At 72.4% G+C, this 16,249-nt stretch carries 15 protein-coding genes; 9 read left to right on the forward strand and 6 right to left on the reverse strand.

Going from position 1 to position 16,249, the window contains the following annotated elements; genetic code table 11:
- Window positions 1–66: 66 nt before the first annotated feature.
- The 3 genes from ilvA to ACIRRH_RS04120 all read left to right on the forward strand — a co-directional run bounded on the left by ilvA (window position 67) and on the right by ACIRRH_RS04120 (window position 3,356).
- Window positions 67–1,278 carry a threonine ammonia-lyase gene (gene ilvA, locus ACIRRH_RS04110; RefSeq protein WP_403061447.1) on the forward strand — a complete coding sequence of 404 codons (1,212 nt, stop codon included), beginning with the start codon at window positions 67–69 and terminating at the stop codon, window positions 1,276–1,278.
- Between the two features lie 154 nt (window positions 1,279–1,432).
- Entirely contained in the window at window positions 1,433–2,497 is a 1,065-nt protein-coding gene (locus ACIRRH_RS04115) for an ATP-binding cassette domain-containing protein (RefSeq protein WP_403061450.1), read from the forward strand.
- Between the two features lies 1 nt (window position 2,498).
- The gene (locus ACIRRH_RS04120) at window positions 2,499–3,356 is read left to right on the forward strand and encodes an ABC transporter permease (protein ID WP_403061453.1); all 858 of its coding nucleotides are present in this window, start codon (window positions 2,499–2,501) and stop codon (window positions 3,354–3,356) included.
- Window positions 3,357–3,434: 78 nt separating this feature from the next.
- Here the strand turns inward: ACIRRH_RS04120 and greA are convergent, their stop codons facing one another.
- Both greA and ACIRRH_RS04130 read right to left on the reverse strand, forming a co-directional pair.
- Window positions 3,435–3,935, reverse strand: coding sequence for a transcription elongation factor GreA (greA, locus tag ACIRRH_RS04125; RefSeq protein ID WP_207811066.1), 501 nt, complete (start codon window positions 3,933–3,935; stop codon window positions 3,435–3,437).
- A 330-nt stretch (window positions 3,936–4,265) separates the two neighbouring features.
- Window positions 4,266–4,679, reverse strand: coding sequence for a DUF4307 domain-containing protein (locus ACIRRH_RS04130; protein WP_403061456.1), 414 nt, complete (start codon window positions 4,677–4,679; stop codon window positions 4,266–4,268).
- 244 nt (window positions 4,680–4,923) lie between these two features.
- Here ACIRRH_RS04130 and mca point away from each other — a divergent pair, with 244 nt between their 5' ends.
- From mca to ACIRRH_RS04150, 4 genes are all read left to right on the forward strand, one after another.
- A complete protein-coding gene (gene mca / locus ACIRRH_RS04135) occupies window positions 4,924–5,829 on the forward strand; it encodes a mycothiol conjugate amidase Mca (RefSeq protein WP_403061459.1) in 906 nt (301 codons plus the stop codon).
- A gap of 49 nt (window positions 5,830–5,878) precedes the next feature.
- On the forward strand, window positions 5,879–6,070 hold the full coding sequence (locus ACIRRH_RS04140) for a hypothetical protein (RefSeq protein WP_224279824.1): 192 nt from the start codon (window positions 5,879–5,881) through the stop codon (window positions 6,068–6,070).
- A gap of 177 nt (window positions 6,071–6,247) precedes the next feature.
- A complete protein-coding gene (locus tag ACIRRH_RS04145) occupies window positions 6,248–8,290 on the forward strand; it encodes a thioredoxin domain-containing protein (protein WP_403061462.1) in 2,043 nt (680 codons plus the stop codon).
- Between the two features lie 65 nt (window positions 8,291–8,355).
- Entirely contained in the window at window positions 8,356–9,246 is an 891-nt protein-coding gene (locus ACIRRH_RS04150) for a GNAT family N-acetyltransferase (protein ID WP_403061465.1), read from the forward strand.
- Between the two features lie 436 nt (window positions 9,247–9,682).
- On the opposite strand, the gene ACIRRH_RS04155 is transcribed toward ACIRRH_RS04150, so the two are convergent.
- From ACIRRH_RS04155 to ACIRRH_RS04165, 3 genes are read right to left on the reverse strand one after another with little or no spacing between them, the layout of a single operon-like run.
- Window positions 9,683–10,210, reverse strand: coding sequence for a hypothetical protein (locus ACIRRH_RS04155; protein ID WP_403061468.1), 528 nt, complete (start codon window positions 10,208–10,210; stop codon window positions 9,683–9,685).
- Window positions 10,211–10,261: 51 nt separating this feature from the next.
- On the reverse strand, window positions 10,262–10,918 hold the full coding sequence (locus ACIRRH_RS04160; RefSeq protein ID WP_403061471.1) for a TetR family transcriptional regulator: 657 nt from the start codon (window positions 10,916–10,918) through the stop codon (window positions 10,262–10,264).
- Between the two features lie 7 nt (window positions 10,919–10,925).
- Entirely contained in the window at window positions 10,926–12,470 is a 1,545-nt protein-coding gene (locus ACIRRH_RS04165) for an MFS transporter (protein ID WP_403061474.1), read from the reverse strand.
- 344 nt (window positions 12,471–12,814) lie between these two features.
- Here ACIRRH_RS04165 and ACIRRH_RS04170 point away from each other — a divergent pair, with 344 nt between their 5' ends.
- Complete coding sequence (locus ACIRRH_RS04170) at window positions 12,815–13,432, forward strand: hypothetical protein (RefSeq protein ID WP_403061477.1); 618 nt, start codon at window positions 12,815–12,817, stop codon at window positions 13,430–13,432.
- Here the strand turns inward: ACIRRH_RS04170 and ACIRRH_RS04175 are convergent.
- Window positions 13,403–14,077 (reverse strand): hemolysin III family protein, encoded by a 675-nt coding sequence (locus ACIRRH_RS04175; protein WP_403061480.1) that lies wholly within the window; start codon window positions 14,075–14,077, stop codon window positions 13,403–13,405. The genes ACIRRH_RS04170 and ACIRRH_RS04175 overlap by 30 nt on opposite strands.
- Window positions 14,078–14,361: 284 nt before the next feature.
- Here ACIRRH_RS04175 and ACIRRH_RS04180 point away from each other — a divergent pair, with 284 nt between their 5' ends.
- A complete protein-coding gene (locus ACIRRH_RS04180; RefSeq protein ID WP_403061483.1) occupies window positions 14,362–16,188 on the forward strand; it encodes a phosphoenolpyruvate carboxykinase (GTP) in 1,827 nt (608 codons plus the stop codon).
- Window positions 16,189–16,249: the final 61 nt, after the last annotated feature.

The raw sequence follows: 16,249 nt of genomic DNA on the forward strand, positions 1-16,249 counted from the left end.
CCGGGCGGGCCCGGGAACAGGCCCGGCATCCCGGATTGCCGCCGCCCGCGCCCGTAGTCTGGCGCCATGCACAACTGGCCGATCACCCTCGACGACGTCCGCGGCGCCCAGAAAATGCTTGCCGGGGTCGCCCGGGTGACCCCGATGGAGGGCAGTCGGCACCTCTCCGGGCTGGTCGGTGCGCCGGTCCACCTGAAGTGCGAGAACCTCCAGCGCACCGGGTCCTTCAAGCTGCGCGGGGCGTACGTGCGGATCGCGGGACTCTCCCCGGTGCAGCGGGCCGGCGGGGTGGTGGCGGCGAGCGCCGGGAACCACGCCCAGGGAGTGGCGCTGGCGGCCTCGCTGCTGGGCGTGCACTCCACGGTGTTCATGCCGGTCTCGGCGCCGCTGCCGAAGGTCGCGGCCACCCGTGAGTACGGCGCCGAGGTGCGGCTGCACGGCGCCACCGTGGACGAGGCGCTCCAGGCCGCTCAGCGGTACGCGGAGGCGACCGGAGCGGTGTTCATCCACCCCTTCGACCACTGGGACGTGGTCACCGGTCAGGCGACCGTCGGGCTGGAGATCCTGGAGCAGTGCCCCGAGGTGCGGACCATCCTGGTCGCGGTGGGCGGCGGCGGACTGCTGGCCGGGATCGCGGCGGCGGTCAAGCCGCTGCGGCCGGACGTGCGGGTGGTCGGGGTGCAGGCGGCCGGCGCGGCCGCGTACCCGCCCTCGCTGGCGGCTGGGCGGCCGGTGTCGCTGGAGCGCTTCGCCACCATGGCGGACGGGATCATGGTCGGGCGCCCCGGCGACATCCCGTTCGAGGTGGTGAACGTGCTGGCGGACGGCATCCGCACGGTCTCCGAGGACGCACTGTCGCGGGCGCTGCTGCTGGGGCTGGAGCGGCTGAAGCTGGTGGTCGAGCCGGCCGGGGCGGCCCCGATCGCGGCGCTGCTGGAACAGCCGGACTCCTTCGAGGGTCCGGTGGTGGCGGTGCTGTCCGGCGGCAACATCGACCCGCAGCTGATGCAGCGGGTGCTGCGGCACGGGCTGGCGGCGGCCGGGCGCTACCTGTCGCTGCGGGTGCGGCTGGCGGACAAGCCAGGCGCGCTGGCGGACCTGCTGGGCGTGCTGACCAGGGTGGACGCCAACGTGCTGGACGTGGCGCACGTGCGGATCGACCCGCGGCTGGGGCTGACCGAGGTCGAGGTGGACCTGCACCTGGAGACCAAGGGGCCGGAGCACTGCGCGCTGGTGGTCGGAGAGTTGCGGGACGCGGGCTACGTGGTCTCCGGCTGACTCCTGCCCCTTGACGCGATATATCGCGTACTGCGAGACTCGCGATACATCGCGTTCGCGTTCCCACGCGTCGAGAAGCGAGTCACTCGCGTGCCCGAAAACAGGGCGAAGTGGGACGGATCGCCCCATACGTTCGAGGAGATGAGGCAAGGCCATGGCGCCAGCCATCCAAGCCGAGAACCTGGTGAAGACCTTCGGCGACGTACGAGCTCTGGACGGTGTCAGTCTCGACGTCCCGGAGGGCACGGTGCTCGGGCTGCTCGGCCCGAACGGCGCCGGGAAGACCACCACCGTGCGGGTGCTCACCACCCTGCTCCGCCCCGACTCCGGCCGCGCCGTGGTCGCCGGGGTCGACGTGCTCAAGCACCCGAACAAGGTCCGCAGCCTGATCGGCCTGTCCGGCCAGTACGCGGCGGTCGACGAGTACCTGACCGGCTTCGAGAACCTCACCATGGTCGGCGAGCTCTACCAGATGAGCAACCGCGCGGCGAAGGCCCGCGCGCTGGAGCTGCTGGAGTGGTTCAACCTCACCGAGGCCAAGGACCGCACCGCCAAGACCTACTCCGGCGGCATGCGCCGGCGCCTGGACCTCGCCGCCGCGCTGGTCGTCCGGCCGCCGGTGATGTTCCTGGACGAGCCGACCACCGGCCTCGACCCGCGCAACCGGCTCGCGCTCTGGGAGGTCATCGAGACGCTGGTCGAGCAGGGCACCACGCTGCTGCTCACCACCCAGTACCTGGAGGAGGCCGACCGGCTCGCCCACGACATCGCGGTGGTCGACCACGGCCGGGTGATCGCCCGCGGCACCGCCGACCAGCTCAAGGCGCAGATCGGCGGCGAGCGGATCGAGGTCGTGGTGCACGAGCGCGGCAGGATCGGCGACGCGGTCGCCGCGCTGTCCGGCTACGCGCTGAACGAACCGACGGTGGAGAAGAACACCCGCCGGATCACCGTGCCGGTCAGCGGCGGCGCCCGGGTGCTGGCCGACGCGATCCGCGAACTGGACGCCCGCGGGATCGAGATGGACGACATCGGGCTGCGCCGCCCGACCCTGGACGACGTCTTCCTCACCCTCACCGGCCGCGTCGCCGAGGAGCAGCAGGAGGAGGACGGCGCCGACCCCGGGGCGCGCGGCCGGGGCAAGGGCAAGGGGGGCGTGGGCGGAACGGACGGCCCGGGTCCGGACAGGCAGGCCGTCGCGGCCGGGAAGGGGAACTGAGATGAGCACCGCCACCGAGCACGCCATCGGCGGGGCGGTACCCAGGCAGCGCCGGGGGATCGCCGCCTCCCTGCACGACTCCTGGGTGGTTGCCAAGCGCAACCTGCGCCGGATGACCCGCATCCCGGAGATCGTGGTCTTCGGACTGATGCAGCCGGTCATGTTCGTGCTGCTGTTCTCGTACGTGATGGGCGGGGCGATCAAGATCCCCGGCACGGACTCCAGCTCGGACACGTACATCCAGTTCCTGATGGCCGGCATCTTCGCCCAGACCGTCACCTTCGCCGTCGCCGGCGCCTCGGCTGGCATCGCCGAGGACATGAGCAAGGGGCTGGTGGACCGGTTCCGCTCGCTGCCGATGGCCCGTTCGGCGGTGCTCGTCGGCCGCACCCTCGCGGACCTGTGCCAGACCGCGTTCATCCTGGTCGTGCTGGCGCTGGTCGCGCTGCTGGTCGGCTGGCGGATCCACGACGGCGTGCTCAACGCGCTCGGCGCCTTCGCACTGCTGCTCCTGCTGGGCTACGCCTTCTCCTGGATCGGAGCGCTGATCGGCCTGTCGGTGCGCAGCCCCGAGGCGGCCACCTCGGCCGGTCTGATCTGGCTGTTCCCGCTGACCTTCGTCTCCAACGCCTTCGTGCCGGTCTCCTCGATGCCGGATTGGCTCCAGCAGGTCGGGTACTGGAACCCGTTCAGCGCCACCGTGCAGGCCTGCCGGGTGCTGTTCGGCAATCAGGTCGGGCCGGTCGACAGCGCCTGGCCGATGGAGCACGCGGCGCTGGTGTCGGTGATGTGGTCGGTGGTGATCACCGCGGTGTTCTCGTGGCTGGCGGTGCGCAAGTACCGCTCCTCCACCGCCTGACCGGGCACCCCCGGAACACCGGAGGGCGGCCGCGGAAGTCCTGGACCTCCGCGGCCGCCCTCGTGTCGTGCGACTAGGTCAGCCGGCGTGCGGCACGACCTTGACGATCTTCACCATGGCCGGCTTGCCGTTCGGCAGCTCGTAGGTGGCCTCGTCGCCGATCTGCTTGCCGTCGATCGCGCGGCCCAGCGGGGACTGCGGCGAGTAGACGTCCAGGTCGTCGGCGCCCGCGACCTCGCGGGAGGCGAGCAGGAACTCCATGAGGTCGTCCTCGTCGCCGTCGAAGGCGACCGTGACGACCATGCCCGGGGCCACCACGCCCGAGTCGGCCGGCGCCTCGCCGACCTTGGCCCGCTCCAGCAGCTGGGTCAGCTGGCGGATGCGCAGCTCGTACTTCCCCTGCTCCTCCTTCGCCGCGTGATAGCCGGCGTTCTCCTTGAGGTCGCCCTCCTCGCGCGCCGCCTCGATCTTCTGGGCGATCTCGATGCGCCAGGGCCCGGTCAGGTGGTCCAGCTCGGCCTTGAGCTGGTCGTAGCCGGCCTGAGTGAGCCAGGTCACGTTCTCGCTGGTCTGGGTCACGGGTGCTCCTCGTAGGTGCTGGGGCTGTGCTGAGGGTGTGAGTCGTCAGCAGGGGTGGTGGTGATATCGGTCTCAACTACAAAGCAACGCCCGCTCCCGTACCATCCGGTGCGGAAGGGGCGAAACCACGAGCCTAACAAGTCCTGCTGACAAGCGGGAGAGGCGTTGGCGCGCCATTGACGGTGGCGTGACGCCGGGGTGTACGGCAACGGAGTGCGGGACCTTCTACGGATGCCCGCTCTCCGGATCGAATATGCGCGCTACGGGAGACGGAGTGCACTGCTCAGGGCGCACACCGCCGGGCGGGGGTGCACGCTGCTCGGGTGCGCGCTACTTGGCCGGGGTGCAGCCGAGCAGCTCGGCGGTGGTGCCGCGCGAGGTGGTGCGCAGGGTGACCACCGCGTCGTAGCTGGAGCCGGCCGCCGGGACCGGGAAGTCGGCCACCCCGACCGTCCCGTGGTCGTCGCCCTGCGAGCGGACCGTGCAGGTGCCGGCCTGCCCGTCGCTCTTGCGCACGGTGAGGTGCAGCTGGACCTCGGAGTCGGAGAGCACCTGGAAGGTCGGCACCGAGCCGTTGATCTTCGACTCGCGCAGCACGTAGGAGCCGCCCAGCCAGGCGATCAGGCCCAGGCCGAGCACGCCGCAGACCGCGCCGATCACCTTCAGGCGGCGGTCCGAGGCGCGGTCGCCGCCGCGGCCGTAGCGCCCCTCGGGCAGACCGGTGGCGGTGGTGTCTGCACTCATCGGACTCCGTCCTCTCCTGGGGGAGGGGCCGCGCGGGTGGTGCGGGGGGAATGCGACGCTCCTCCAGTCCGTCACTATAGGAGGGGCACGCCCGCGGCCGGTCCGGCGGGGGCAGGGCTCGGCCGCGCCGGCGACGTTCAGCGGCCCGGCCCCGCGGCGACGCGGTCCCGAAGTGAGCGGTTCGTACGGTGGGCAGACCCGGACTTCGCGGAACGCCCGACGAGTGTGGAAGGAACGCAAGGCGTTGACTGAGCAGTTGCGACTGATGGCGGTGCACGCCCACCCGGACGACGAGTCCAGCAAGGGCGCGGCCACCATGGCCATGTACGTCGAGCAGGGCGTGGACGTGCTGGTGGCCACCTGCACGGGGGGCGAGCGCGGGTCGGTCCTCAACCCCAAGCTCCAGGGGGACCCGTACATCGAGGAGAACATCCACGAGGTGCGCCGCAAGGAGATGGACGAGGCGCGGGCGATCCTCGGCGTCGGGCAGGCCTGGCTGGGCTTCGTGGACTCCGGCCTGCCCGAGGGGGACCCGCTGCCCCCGCTGCCCGAGGGCTGCTTCGCCCTCCAGGACATCAAGGAGGCGGCGGAGCCGCTGGTCCGGCTGATCCGCGAGTTCAAGCCGCAGGTCATCACGACCTACGACGAGAACGGCGGCTACCCGCACCCGGACCACATCATGACCCACAAGATCACCATGGTGGCCTTCGACGCCGCGGGCGACCCGGACGCCTACCCGCAGGCCGGTGAGCCCTGGCAGCCGCTCAAGCTGTACTACAACCACGGCTTCCCGATGGGCCGCATCCGGGCCCTGCACGAGTACCTCACCGAGCACGGCCACGAGTCGCCGTACGGCGAGTGGATCGAGGGCTGGGAGAAGAGCGGCCGCAAGGAGCGCGAGATCACCACCCGGGTCCACTGCGGCGACTGGTTCGAGACCCGTGACCGCGCGCTGATCGCCCACGCGACCCAGATCGACCCGGACGGCCCGTGGTTCCGCGTCCCGCTGGAGGTCCAGCGGGAGGTCTGGCCCACCGAGGACTACGAGCTCGCCCGTACCCTGGTCGACGTGGACCTGCCGGAGGACGACCTGTTCGCCGGCCTGCGCACGCCCACCCTGGCGGTCGAGGCCGCCGACACGCGCGACTGAACCACCCCCCGATGGCCCGGCTCCCCGTGAGCCGGGCCACCATAGAGATATGAGTGCCTCCGTGAACCTCGTCCACCTCGCCGCTGACCTCGCCGTCGACGACGCCAAGGTCACCCCTGGCCTCCTCGGCTTCCTCGTCTTCGCCGCCCTCGGCGTCGCGACCTGGTTCCTGGCCAAGTCGATGAACCGGCAGTTCAAGAAGGTCGACTTCGTCGAGCAGCCGGAGGCCCCGAAGGAGTGAGCCGCCGGCCCCGCCCGCGGTGACCACCGGGCTCCGGCCGCATCGTCGACGGACTCCTCGGCCCGACCCCGACCGGGGTGCCCGGGCGGATGCGGACCTTCGACGCCGACCTCGGGACCGGCTCCCGGACCGGCCTGACCTGCCGCGCGCCGGCGCCGGATGCGCGAGGATGGGGGCATGCCGAACCGTCTCGCGGACGCGACCTCGCCGTACCTGCTCCAGCACGCCGACAACCCCGTGGACTGGTGGCCGTGGGGGGTGGAGGCCTTCGACGAGGCGCGGCGGCGCGGCGTGCCGGTGCTGCTCTCGGTCGGCTACTCGGCTTGCCACTGGTGTCACGTCATGGCGCACGAGAGCTTCGAGGACGCCGGGCTCGCCGAGTACCTCAACGAGCGGTTCGTCTCCGTCAAGGTGGACCGGGAGGAGCGGCCGGACGTCGACGCCGTGTACATGGAGGCGGTGCAGGCCGCGACCGGGCAGGGCGGGTGGCCGATGACGGTGTTCCTCACCCCCGACAAGGAGCCGTTCTACTTCGGCACCTACTTCCCGCCGCAGCCCCGGCACGGGATGCCGTCCTTCCGGCAGGTGCTGGAGGGTGTGGACGCCGCCTGGCGGGACCGGCGGGAGGAGGTCGGCCAGGTCGCCGGACGGATCCGGGCCGACCTGGCCGAACGGGCCGCCGTCTACTCGGCCGGCGCCCACAACCCGCCCGGAGAGGCGGATCTGCACCAGGCGCTGGTGACCCTCAGCCGGGACTTCGACCAGAGCCGCGGCGGCTTCGGCGGCGCCCCCAAGTTCCCGCCGGCCATGGTGCTGGAGTTCCTGCTGCGCCACCACGCCCGGACCGGCTCGGAGGCGGCGCTGGAGATGGCCGTCCGCACCGGCGAGGCGATGGCCCGCGGCGGCATCCACGACCAGCTCGGCGGCGGCTTCGCCCGGTACGCGGTGGACGCCGGCTGGGTGGTGCCGCACTTCGAGAAGATGCTGTACGACAACGCCCTGCTGCTGCGTGCCTACCTGCACCTGTGGCGGTCCACCGGATCGGACCTGGCCCGCCGGGTCGCGCTGTCCACGGCGGACTTCCTGCTGCGCGAACTCCGCACGCCCGAGGGCGCGTTCGCCTCGGCGCTGGACGCCGACAGCCTGGACGAGGAGACCGGCGCGATGGCCGAGGGTGCCTACTACGCCTGGGAGCCCGGCCAGTTGGTCGACCTGCTCGGCCCCGCCGACGCGGCCACCGCCGCCCGGCTGTTCACCGTAACCGCCGACGGCACCTTCGAACACAGCAGCTCCGTGCTCCAACTCCTCGCTGACCCCGAGGACTTCGCCGAGTACGAGACGATCCGGGCGCGGATGGCCGAGGCCCGGGCGGCCCGCCCCGCCCCGGCCCGGGACGACAAGGTGGTCGCCGCCTGGAACGGCCTCGCCATCGCCGCCCTCGCCGAGACCGGTGCACTGCTGGACCGCCCCGACCTGGTCGAGGCCGCCGAACGCGCCGCCGACCTGCTGCTCGCCGTCCACCTCACCGAGGACGGCCGGCTGCTGCGCACCTCCCGGGACGGCCGGGCCGGAACCAACGCCGGCGTGCTGGAGGACTACGCGGACACCGCCGAGGGCTTCCTCGCGCTGTACGCCGTCACCGGCGAGTCCTCCTGGCTCCAGCTGGCGGGCGGCCTGCTCGACACCGTGCTCAAGCACTTCACCGACGAGGCCTCCGGCGCGCTCTACGACACCGCCGATGACGCCGAGGAGCTGATCCGCCGCCCGCAGGACCCGACCGACAACGCCACCCCGTCCGGCTGGACGGCCGCCGCCGGCGCCCTGCTCACGTACGCCGCGTACACCGGATCCGACCGGCACCGCACGGCCGCCGAGCGGGCCCTCGGCGTGGTCGGCGCGCTCGCCGGCCGGGCGCCGCGGTTCATCGGCTGGGGCCTCGCCGTCGCCGAGGCGCTGCTCGACGGGCCGCGCGAGGTCGCCGTCGTCGGCCCGGACGGCGACCCGGCCACCGCGGCGCTGCGGCGGGCCGCGCTGCTCGGGACGGCGCCGGGGACGGTGGTCGCGGTCGGCACGCTCGGAGGGACCGAGGTGCCGCTGCTGGCCGACCGGCCGCTGGTCGACGGGGCGCCCGCGGCGTACGTCTGCCGGCACTTCGCCTGTGACGCCCCGACCACCGATCCGGCGGTACTGGCCGAGAAGCTGGGCGTGGTGGTCGCATAGCGGGCGTTCCGGCGGCGGCCGGATAATCGTTGGCGGACACGTCCGGGTCCGGTCCACCATGGGCCATGACCTGGACTTTCAGCACCTCCCTCGACGAGTTCCGGGAGGAGGCAGGGGCCTTCCTGGCCGCCCGCCCCGCCGAGAACACCGTCCTGCTCACCATCACGCACCGGCTGACCGAGTCCGGCCCGACCGTGTTCGGCGAACCGCCGGTCTTCGGCTGGTGGCGGGCCGAGGAGGGCGGCCCGGTCGCGGGCGCCTTCCTCCGGACACCGCCGTTCGACCCCCGGCTCTCCTTCATGCCGCCGGCCGCGGCCGCCGAGCTGGCGGTCGGCCTGGCCGCCGCCGGAACCGGGTTCACCACGGTGACCGGGGTCGGCGGCGGCTCCGAAGCGGTCCGCGCCTTCGCCGACGCCTGGACGGCGGCCACCGGCACCGAGCAGTCCGTCCGCTTCGACGAACGGCTCTACCGGCTCGGCGAGTTGGCCGACCCGCCGCGCCCGCCCGCAGGCCGCCACCGGCTGGCCGAACCGGCCGACCGCGAACTGGCGATCCGCTGGTACGAGGAGTTCCTGGTCGAGGCCGAGGTCGAACTCCCCGACGTCCCGCGGGCGGTGGACGAGCGGATCGCGAACGGCTGCCTGCACCTGTGGGAGGACGACGGCCGCCCGGTCGCCCTGGCGGGCAGCAGCCCGATCCTCGTCGGCATGTCCCGCATCGGCCCGGTCTACACCCCCACCGGGAGCCGCGGGCACGGCTACGGCACCGCCGTCACCGCCGCCGCCTCGGCCCACGTCCTCGCCCACGGCGCCACCGAGGTCCTGCTCTACACCAACCTCGCCAACCCGACCAGCAACTCCATCTACCAGCAGATCGGCTACCTGCCGGTGGAGGACTCCCTGATCGTGGACTTCCGCGCCCCCTGGCGGAGCCGCGGGGCCGTCAAGCGTCCTTGATCGGGTGCACACCAGCCACCTTCGTCCCGAAGGGGTCGGTGGTGGCCACCGTGGCCGGCGCCGGCAGGTGATCGGCGTTCTTCGGCGAACGAACCGGGTGCGCCGTACCTGAGGGACATGCCGGCGGTGGGGGCGCCTCCGGAGACCTGTGGCCCCTCGTTGGGAAACATCGCTGCGGTTGTCGCGGGCAAGCCCGGCGAGGTCCATGTGACGAAGGGCCGGGGATGATGTCCCGCTGGACGGCGATCGGCTCGGCAGCGCTGTCCGTCGTCGTCGCGGCGACCCTCGGAACGGTGTTGTTCTCCAACGGTTACGGGCCGTTGGCCCTGCACGACCGGGGCGGCGCGCTGAGTCCCAGTGCGGCGCAGAGCCGGGTCGACGCCGTCCTGCGTGCCACCATGGGGGCGGTCTCACCGGCGCTCAGCGGGGCCGGCCGTCACTCCCAGTCCCACCTGATCCCCAGGAGGCACGGCCGCAGGGCCGTGGCGACCAGGTGGACGCAGTGGTGGCCGTCGAGGGTGAGTTCCTCGGTCTCGTACGGGGCGTCGCCGGGGGAGCGGAGGGCGAAGCGGTGGCAGCGGACGGGGAGGGCGGCGGGGTGGAAGGCGATCTGGAGGACGTACTGGCCGGCGCCGGCGTTGAAGCCGCGGACGTATTCGCAGCTGGGGTCGGCGGAGGGTGCGTCGTCGAAGCCGTAGCCGAGCAGCTGGGTGTCGCCGGTGCGTAACCGGCGGTCGAGGAGCAGTTCGGCGGCGAGCAGGTGGTGGGCCTGGTCGCGTCGGATGCGGCCGGGGCGGCAGTTCTCGGCCGTGACGGCGGCGGCCGCCCTGGGGGCCACCGCGCTGGCGGGCGCGGGTGCCGTGCTGCGGCGCAGGACGGGTGTCCGTCGCGGCTGACGGCGGGCGGGGCCCGGCCGGTCGGGCCGGGCCCCGCTGCCCGCACGCGTCATGCCCGCACGCGTCATGACGGGAGCGCACCCCGAGGGAGGGAGTCCCACCCGCCGTCGGAGGGGATCTCACATCCCGGCGAAGCCGCTCCCCAACAGCGCGAAGGTCTGATCGATCAGGGAAGCGATGTCCTCCCGCCCCCCGCCCGCGGCCCATTGGAGGAGGGCTTCGGCGGTGGCCGCGGTGATGGCGGCCGCGGTCACCCTCATCTCGTACGTGGGCTCCTCGACGCCGGCCCGCCGGGTGAGCACGGTGAGGAAGAGCTCCTGCGGGTTGTTGTCGCCCCGGTGCAGTGCGGCGCGCAGCGCGGAGACCTCGGTGATCAGCCGCATCCGGGTGAACAGTTCCTCGCGCTCGTGCTGGAGCAGCTCGTGGATCAGGTTGGCCATGGCTCCCCGGCAGGACTCCAGGAAGGGCTCGTCGGCGGGCCGCTCCAGCAGGGCGGCGATCACCGCCGGGTCGTACTCGTCGGAGAGGACCAGGTCCTCCTTGGTGGCGAAGTAGCGGAAGAAGGTGGACGGCGAGACCTCGGCGGCGGCGGCGATCTGCTCGACCGTGGTGTTGTCGTAGCCCTGCTCGGAGATCAGCCGGTACGCCTCGCGGCGGATGGTCTGGCGGGTCTTCAGCTTCTTGCGCTCGCGCAGCGACAGCGGCGCCTCCAGTTTCGCCTGGACCGGGTTGGTCGGGGCGTCCGGGAGGGCCGCGGTCGGCTGCTGGGGAGTCATGCCCCGATTATCCGTGATCTCCGGCGTCGGCCGGGGTGTCCGCGGGCATCCGGGCCGCGACCAGCACCGCCGAGACCACCGCGACCAGCCCGGAGACCAGCAGCACCACCCCCATCCCGTGCACGTACGCGGCGTGCGCGGAGGCGCTGAGCGCCGGCCCGCCGCCGGCCCGGGCGACGGCGTCGGCGGCGACCACCGACTCGCCGGCCCGGTGCGCCGCCTCGGCCGGCAGCCCGCCGGTGTCCAGTGCACCGCGGTACGCCCCGGACAGCAGGCTGCCGAAGGCGGCGATCCCGATCGCGCCGCCGACCTGCCGCAGGGTCTGCAACAGTCCCGAGCCGACCCCGGCCCGGGCCGGCGGCAGCGTGACCAGGGCGGAGGACTGTGCGGTGATCAGCGACAGTCCCATGCCGACGCCGAGCACGCTGAGCCAGATCGCGGCCCGCCCGTAGCCGTCGCCGAGGCCGGTACGGCTGCCGAACAGCAGCGCGGCGGCGAGCAGGGCCAGGCCGAGGGTGATCACCGTACGGGCGCCGAGCCGGTCGACCAGGCGCTCGGTGGCCTTGGCGGCGACCAGCAGCCCGAGCATCATCGGCATCAGCCGCAGCCCGCTGCCCAGGGCGTCCGCGCCGAGCACGCTCTGGAAGTAGAGCGGCAGGACGAAGAAGGCGCCGAACAGGACGAGCGAGATCAGCGTGGCGGCGACGGAGGACCAGCGGAAGGTGCGGTCCGCGAGCAGCCCGAGGTCGAGCATCGGGTCGCGCTGCCGGCGGCTGCGCAGCACCAGCGCGGTGAGGGCGAGCAGCGAGCCGGCCAGCGTGCCGAGCACCAGCGGATCGGTCCAGCCGCGCTCGGCGCCCTCGATGATGCCGTAGGTGAGTCCGGCCAGGCCGGCGGCGGCGAGCACGGTGGCGAGCAGGTCGATCCGGGGCGCGGCCGGGTTGCGGCTCTCCGGCAGCAGCAGCACGCAGGCGGCGATGCCGATCGCGGTGAGCGGGACGTTGATCGCGAAGACCGAGCCCCACCAGAAGTGCCGGAGCAGGAAGCCGCCGACCAGCGGCCCGAGCGGAGCGCCGAGGGAGAGCGCGGCGGCCAGGATCGCGGTGGCCCGGCGCTGTTCGGCGGGCGGGAAGAGACCGGGGATCACCGCCAGCGACATCGGCATCACCAGCGCGGCGGCCAGGCCCATCCCGGCGCGGGCGGCGATCAGGGTGGCGGGGGAGCCGGTGAGCATGCCGACGGCGGAGGCCAGGCCGAACATGGCGAGCCCGGTGGTGAGCGTGCGGCGGCGGCCGAACCGGTCGCCGAGCAGGCCGGCGGGGAGCATCACGGCGGCGAAGACCACGGTGTAGGCGTCGACGATCCACTGCTGCTGCCCGGTGGTGGCCCCCAACTGTGCGGCCAGCGTGGGCAGCGCGACGTTGAGGACCGTCATGTCGAAGCTGATCACCAGGACGCTCAGGGCGACGGCGACCAGGGCGAGCCAGCGGCGTGGATCGGCGGAGACGGCGGGTGCGGCGGTGGCCGCGGTTGCGGGCGGGGCGGCGGGCACGGTTCCTCCATGTGCCTCTACTGAAAGCTTCTCTCAAATGAGAGTAACTATCAAAAGGTGGCGACCGTCAACCCGTGCGGTCAACCCGCGCCGTCGAACCCGAGCCGTCGATCCGTCAGTACGGTCGAATGACTACGCTCCGTAATGTGTCCTGGAAGTGCTGCTTCCGCACAAGGAATTGACGCAACGTTGATCTGTCGTTCGCCGCCCCGGGGCAGTCGGCCATGACTGTCGGTAGATACGATGTGGCAATCGGTCAGTGCTGGCCGACGCGTGCCGAGAGCGGAGAAGGGGTGGGGCGGCAGGAGCCGACCACGAGCCCGGCACCGGGAAAGGGGACCGAAGTGGCCGACGCGGACGACAGGCAGGCGAGCACCCAGGTGTGGGGTTCGGTGGTGGTGGTGGGCTCTGCGCTGGCCGTGGTCGCGGCCTATCTGATCAACGGCGCCCCGCTGGTCCTGGCGGTCGCCGGGGTCGAGACCCTGCTGCTCATGGTCTACGTCGCCCGCCGCTGGCGCGCGCTGCACGGCCGTCCGGCCCCGGTCCGGCACCGCCCGCGCCGGGGCGTCCCGGACGCCGCGCACTGCGAGCGCTGCCGCCGGGCCCGCGAGGCGCTGGACGCTCGGCAGGCGCGGGCCCGCTCGGCCGGCGCGGTGTGGCAGCCCGGGGCTGTGCTGCTCCCGACGCCGGCCGGGTCACCGCGCGAGCCGTACCGGGGGCCGGGCGAGTCCCACCGGGAGTCGCACGGCGAGCACCACCACGCGCACGGGCTGCCGCAGGACCCGGCCCCGCACTCGGAGCCCGGCGCCGCCGACCACCCGGCCCACCCGCGCCGCCCGCAGATCCGGGCCCCGTACGAGCGGCCCTGGACAGCGGGACGGGCGGCCGTCCGGTCCGTGGACCGTTCGACCGCCCGTCGGGGTGCGCCGGGATCAGCCGGCCGTGCTGTACGCCACCAGTGAGACGCCGACGTACTGGACGATGAACGCCCCGAGGGTGAAGGCGTGGAACACCTCGTGGAACCCGAACCAGCGCGGTGAGGGGTTGGGCCGCTTGAGCCCGTACACCACGCCGCCGATGCTGTAGAGCACCCCGCCGACGATCATCAGCACCAGGACGGCGACCCCGCCGGTGCGCAGGAAGTCCGGCAGGAAGAAGGCGGCGGCCCAGCCCAGCGCGAGGTACACCGGCGTGTACAGCCAGCGCGGCGCGCCGACCCAGAACACCCGGAACGCGATCCCGGCCAGCGCGCCGCCCCAGACCGCCCAGAGCAGCAGCTGCTGGTCGGCGCCCTTGAGCAGCAGCATCGTGAACGGCGTGTAGGTGCCCGCGATGATCAGGAAGATGTTCGCGTGGTCCAGCCGGCGCAGCACGGCGTCCCCGCGCGGGCCCCAGTCGAAGCGGTGGTACACCGCGCTGACCCCGAACAGCAGCCAGGCGCTGACCGAGTAGGTGGCGCAGGCGATCTTGGCGGGCGTGGAGTCGGCCAGGCAGATCAGCACGATGCCGGCGGCCACCGTGGCAGGGAACATCCCGGCGTGCAGCCAGCCGCGCCACTTCGGCTTGCTCTCCGTGAGTGCACTCTCCGCGAGCGCAGCAGCAGTCATGCGCAGCATGCTACCCGTTACCTACGGAGCCGTAGGTTACTCGCGCGTAGGAAGTGGCGATCGTCACTGTTAGACGTTTTGGAGTATTTGGAGTGTGGCGCCGCGCACTCCGTCGGGGGTTCGGCTGGCTTATTACTGCCCGGTAATCATACTTACTGTAGTAAAAGGTGCGTCAATTTCGACGCTTCGCTGCGTTCTGGCCTTGAGTCCGGAGCTACGCTGCAAGCACCCTCAGACCCCCGCGACGCCATCTCCTCGCCGAGATGGCGTGAAACGGAGCGATCGTGTCGTACGAGATCTCTGCTCTCAGCGCATCCGCGCCCACCCGCCACAAGCAGCTGCTCGCTTGGGTGAGCGAGATCGCCGAGCTCACCCAGCCGGACCGCATCGAGTGGTGCGACGGTTCCGACGAGGAGTACCAGCGCCTCGCGGACCTGCTGGTGGCTCAGGGCACCTTCAAGAAGCTCAACGAGGAGAAGCGCCCCAACTCCTACTACGCCGCCTCGGACCCCACGGACGTGGCGCGCGTGGAGGACCGCACCTTCATCTGCTCCGAGCAGGAGAAGGACGCCGGTCCGACCAACAACTGGAAGGCCCCCGCCGAGATGCGCGAGGTCTTCCAGGGCGAGCAGGGCCTCTTCCGCGGCGCGATGAAGGGCCGCACGATGTACGTCGTGCCCTTCTCGATGGGCCCGGTCGGCTCCCCGCTGGCCGCGTACGGCGTCGAGATCACCGACTCCGCCTACGTCGCCGTCTCCATGCGCGTGATGACCCGCATGGGCCAGGCCGTGCTGGACCAGCTCGGCGAGGACGGCGACTTCGTCAAGGCCGTGCACACCGTCGGCGCCCCGCTCGCCGAGGGCGAGGCGGACGTGCCGTGGCCGTGCAACAGCACCAAGTACATCTCGCACTTCCCGGAGACCAAGGAGATCTGGTCCTTCGGCTCGGGCTACGGCGGCAACGCCCTGCTCGGCAAGAAGTGCTACGCGCTGCGCATCGCCTCGACCATGGCCCGCGACGAGGGCTGGCTGGCCGAGCACATGCTGATCCTGAAGCTCACCCCGCCGAGCGGCGAGGCCAAGTACGTCGCGGCCGCCTTCCCCTCGGCCTGCGGCAAGACCAACCTGGCCATGCTCCAGCCGACGGTCCCGGGCTGGAAGGTCGAGACGATCGGCGACGACATCGCCTGGATGCGCTTCGGCGCCGACGGCCGCCTGTACGCCATCAACCCCGAGGCCGGCTTCTTCGGCGTCGCCCCCGGCACCGGCGTGGACACCAACGCCAACGCCATCGACACCCTGTGGGGCAACACCGTCTTCACCAACGTCGCCCTCACCGACGACGGCGACGTGTGGTGGGAGGGCCTCACCGAGGAGCCCCCGGCGCACCTGACCGACTGGCGCGGCAACGACTGGACCCCCGAGTCCGGCACCCCGGCCGCCCACCCGAACGCCCGCTTCGCCGTCCCGGCCGCGCAGTGCCCGACCATCGCCCCGGAGTGGGAGGACCAGGCGGGCGTGCCGATCTCGGCGATCCTGTTCGGCGGCCGCCGCGCCACCGCCGTCCCGCTGGTGACCGAGTCCTTCGACTGGCAGCACGGCGTCTTCCTCGGCGCCAACATCGCCTCCGAGAAGACCGCCGCCGCCGAGGGCACCGTCGGCGAGCTGCGTCGCGACCCGTTCGCGATGCTGCCGTTCTGCGGCTACAACATGGGTGACTACTTCGCCCACTGGCTGAAGGTCGGCGCCCAGGCGGACGCCGCCAAGCTGCCGAAGATCTACTACGTCAACTGGTTCCGCAAGGACGCCGAGGGCAAGTTCGTCTGGCCCGGCTACGGCGAGAACAGCCGCGTGCTCAAGTGGATCGTCGAGCGCCTGGAGGGCACCGGCGAGGGCGTCGAGACCCCGATCGGCGTGCTGCCGACCGTCGAGGGCTTCGACCTCGGCGACCTGGACCTCTCCAAGGAGGACCTCGACCTGCTCTTCACCGTGGACGCCGACATCTGGCGCCAGGAGGCCGCCCTCGTGCCGGCCCACCTGGAGACCTTCGGCGACCACACTCCGAAGGAGCTGTGGGACGAGTACCGGAACCTCGTCGCGCGCCTCGGCTGAGCCTGAGCCTCAGCCGGGAGAGAGGCGGGCGCGCGGCACGAACCGCGCGCCCCGCCGAGCG

Source organism: Kitasatospora sp. NPDC101235, assembly GCF_044767505.1.
Lineage (GTDB): Bacteria > Actinomycetota > Actinomycetes > Streptomycetales > Streptomycetaceae > Kitasatospora.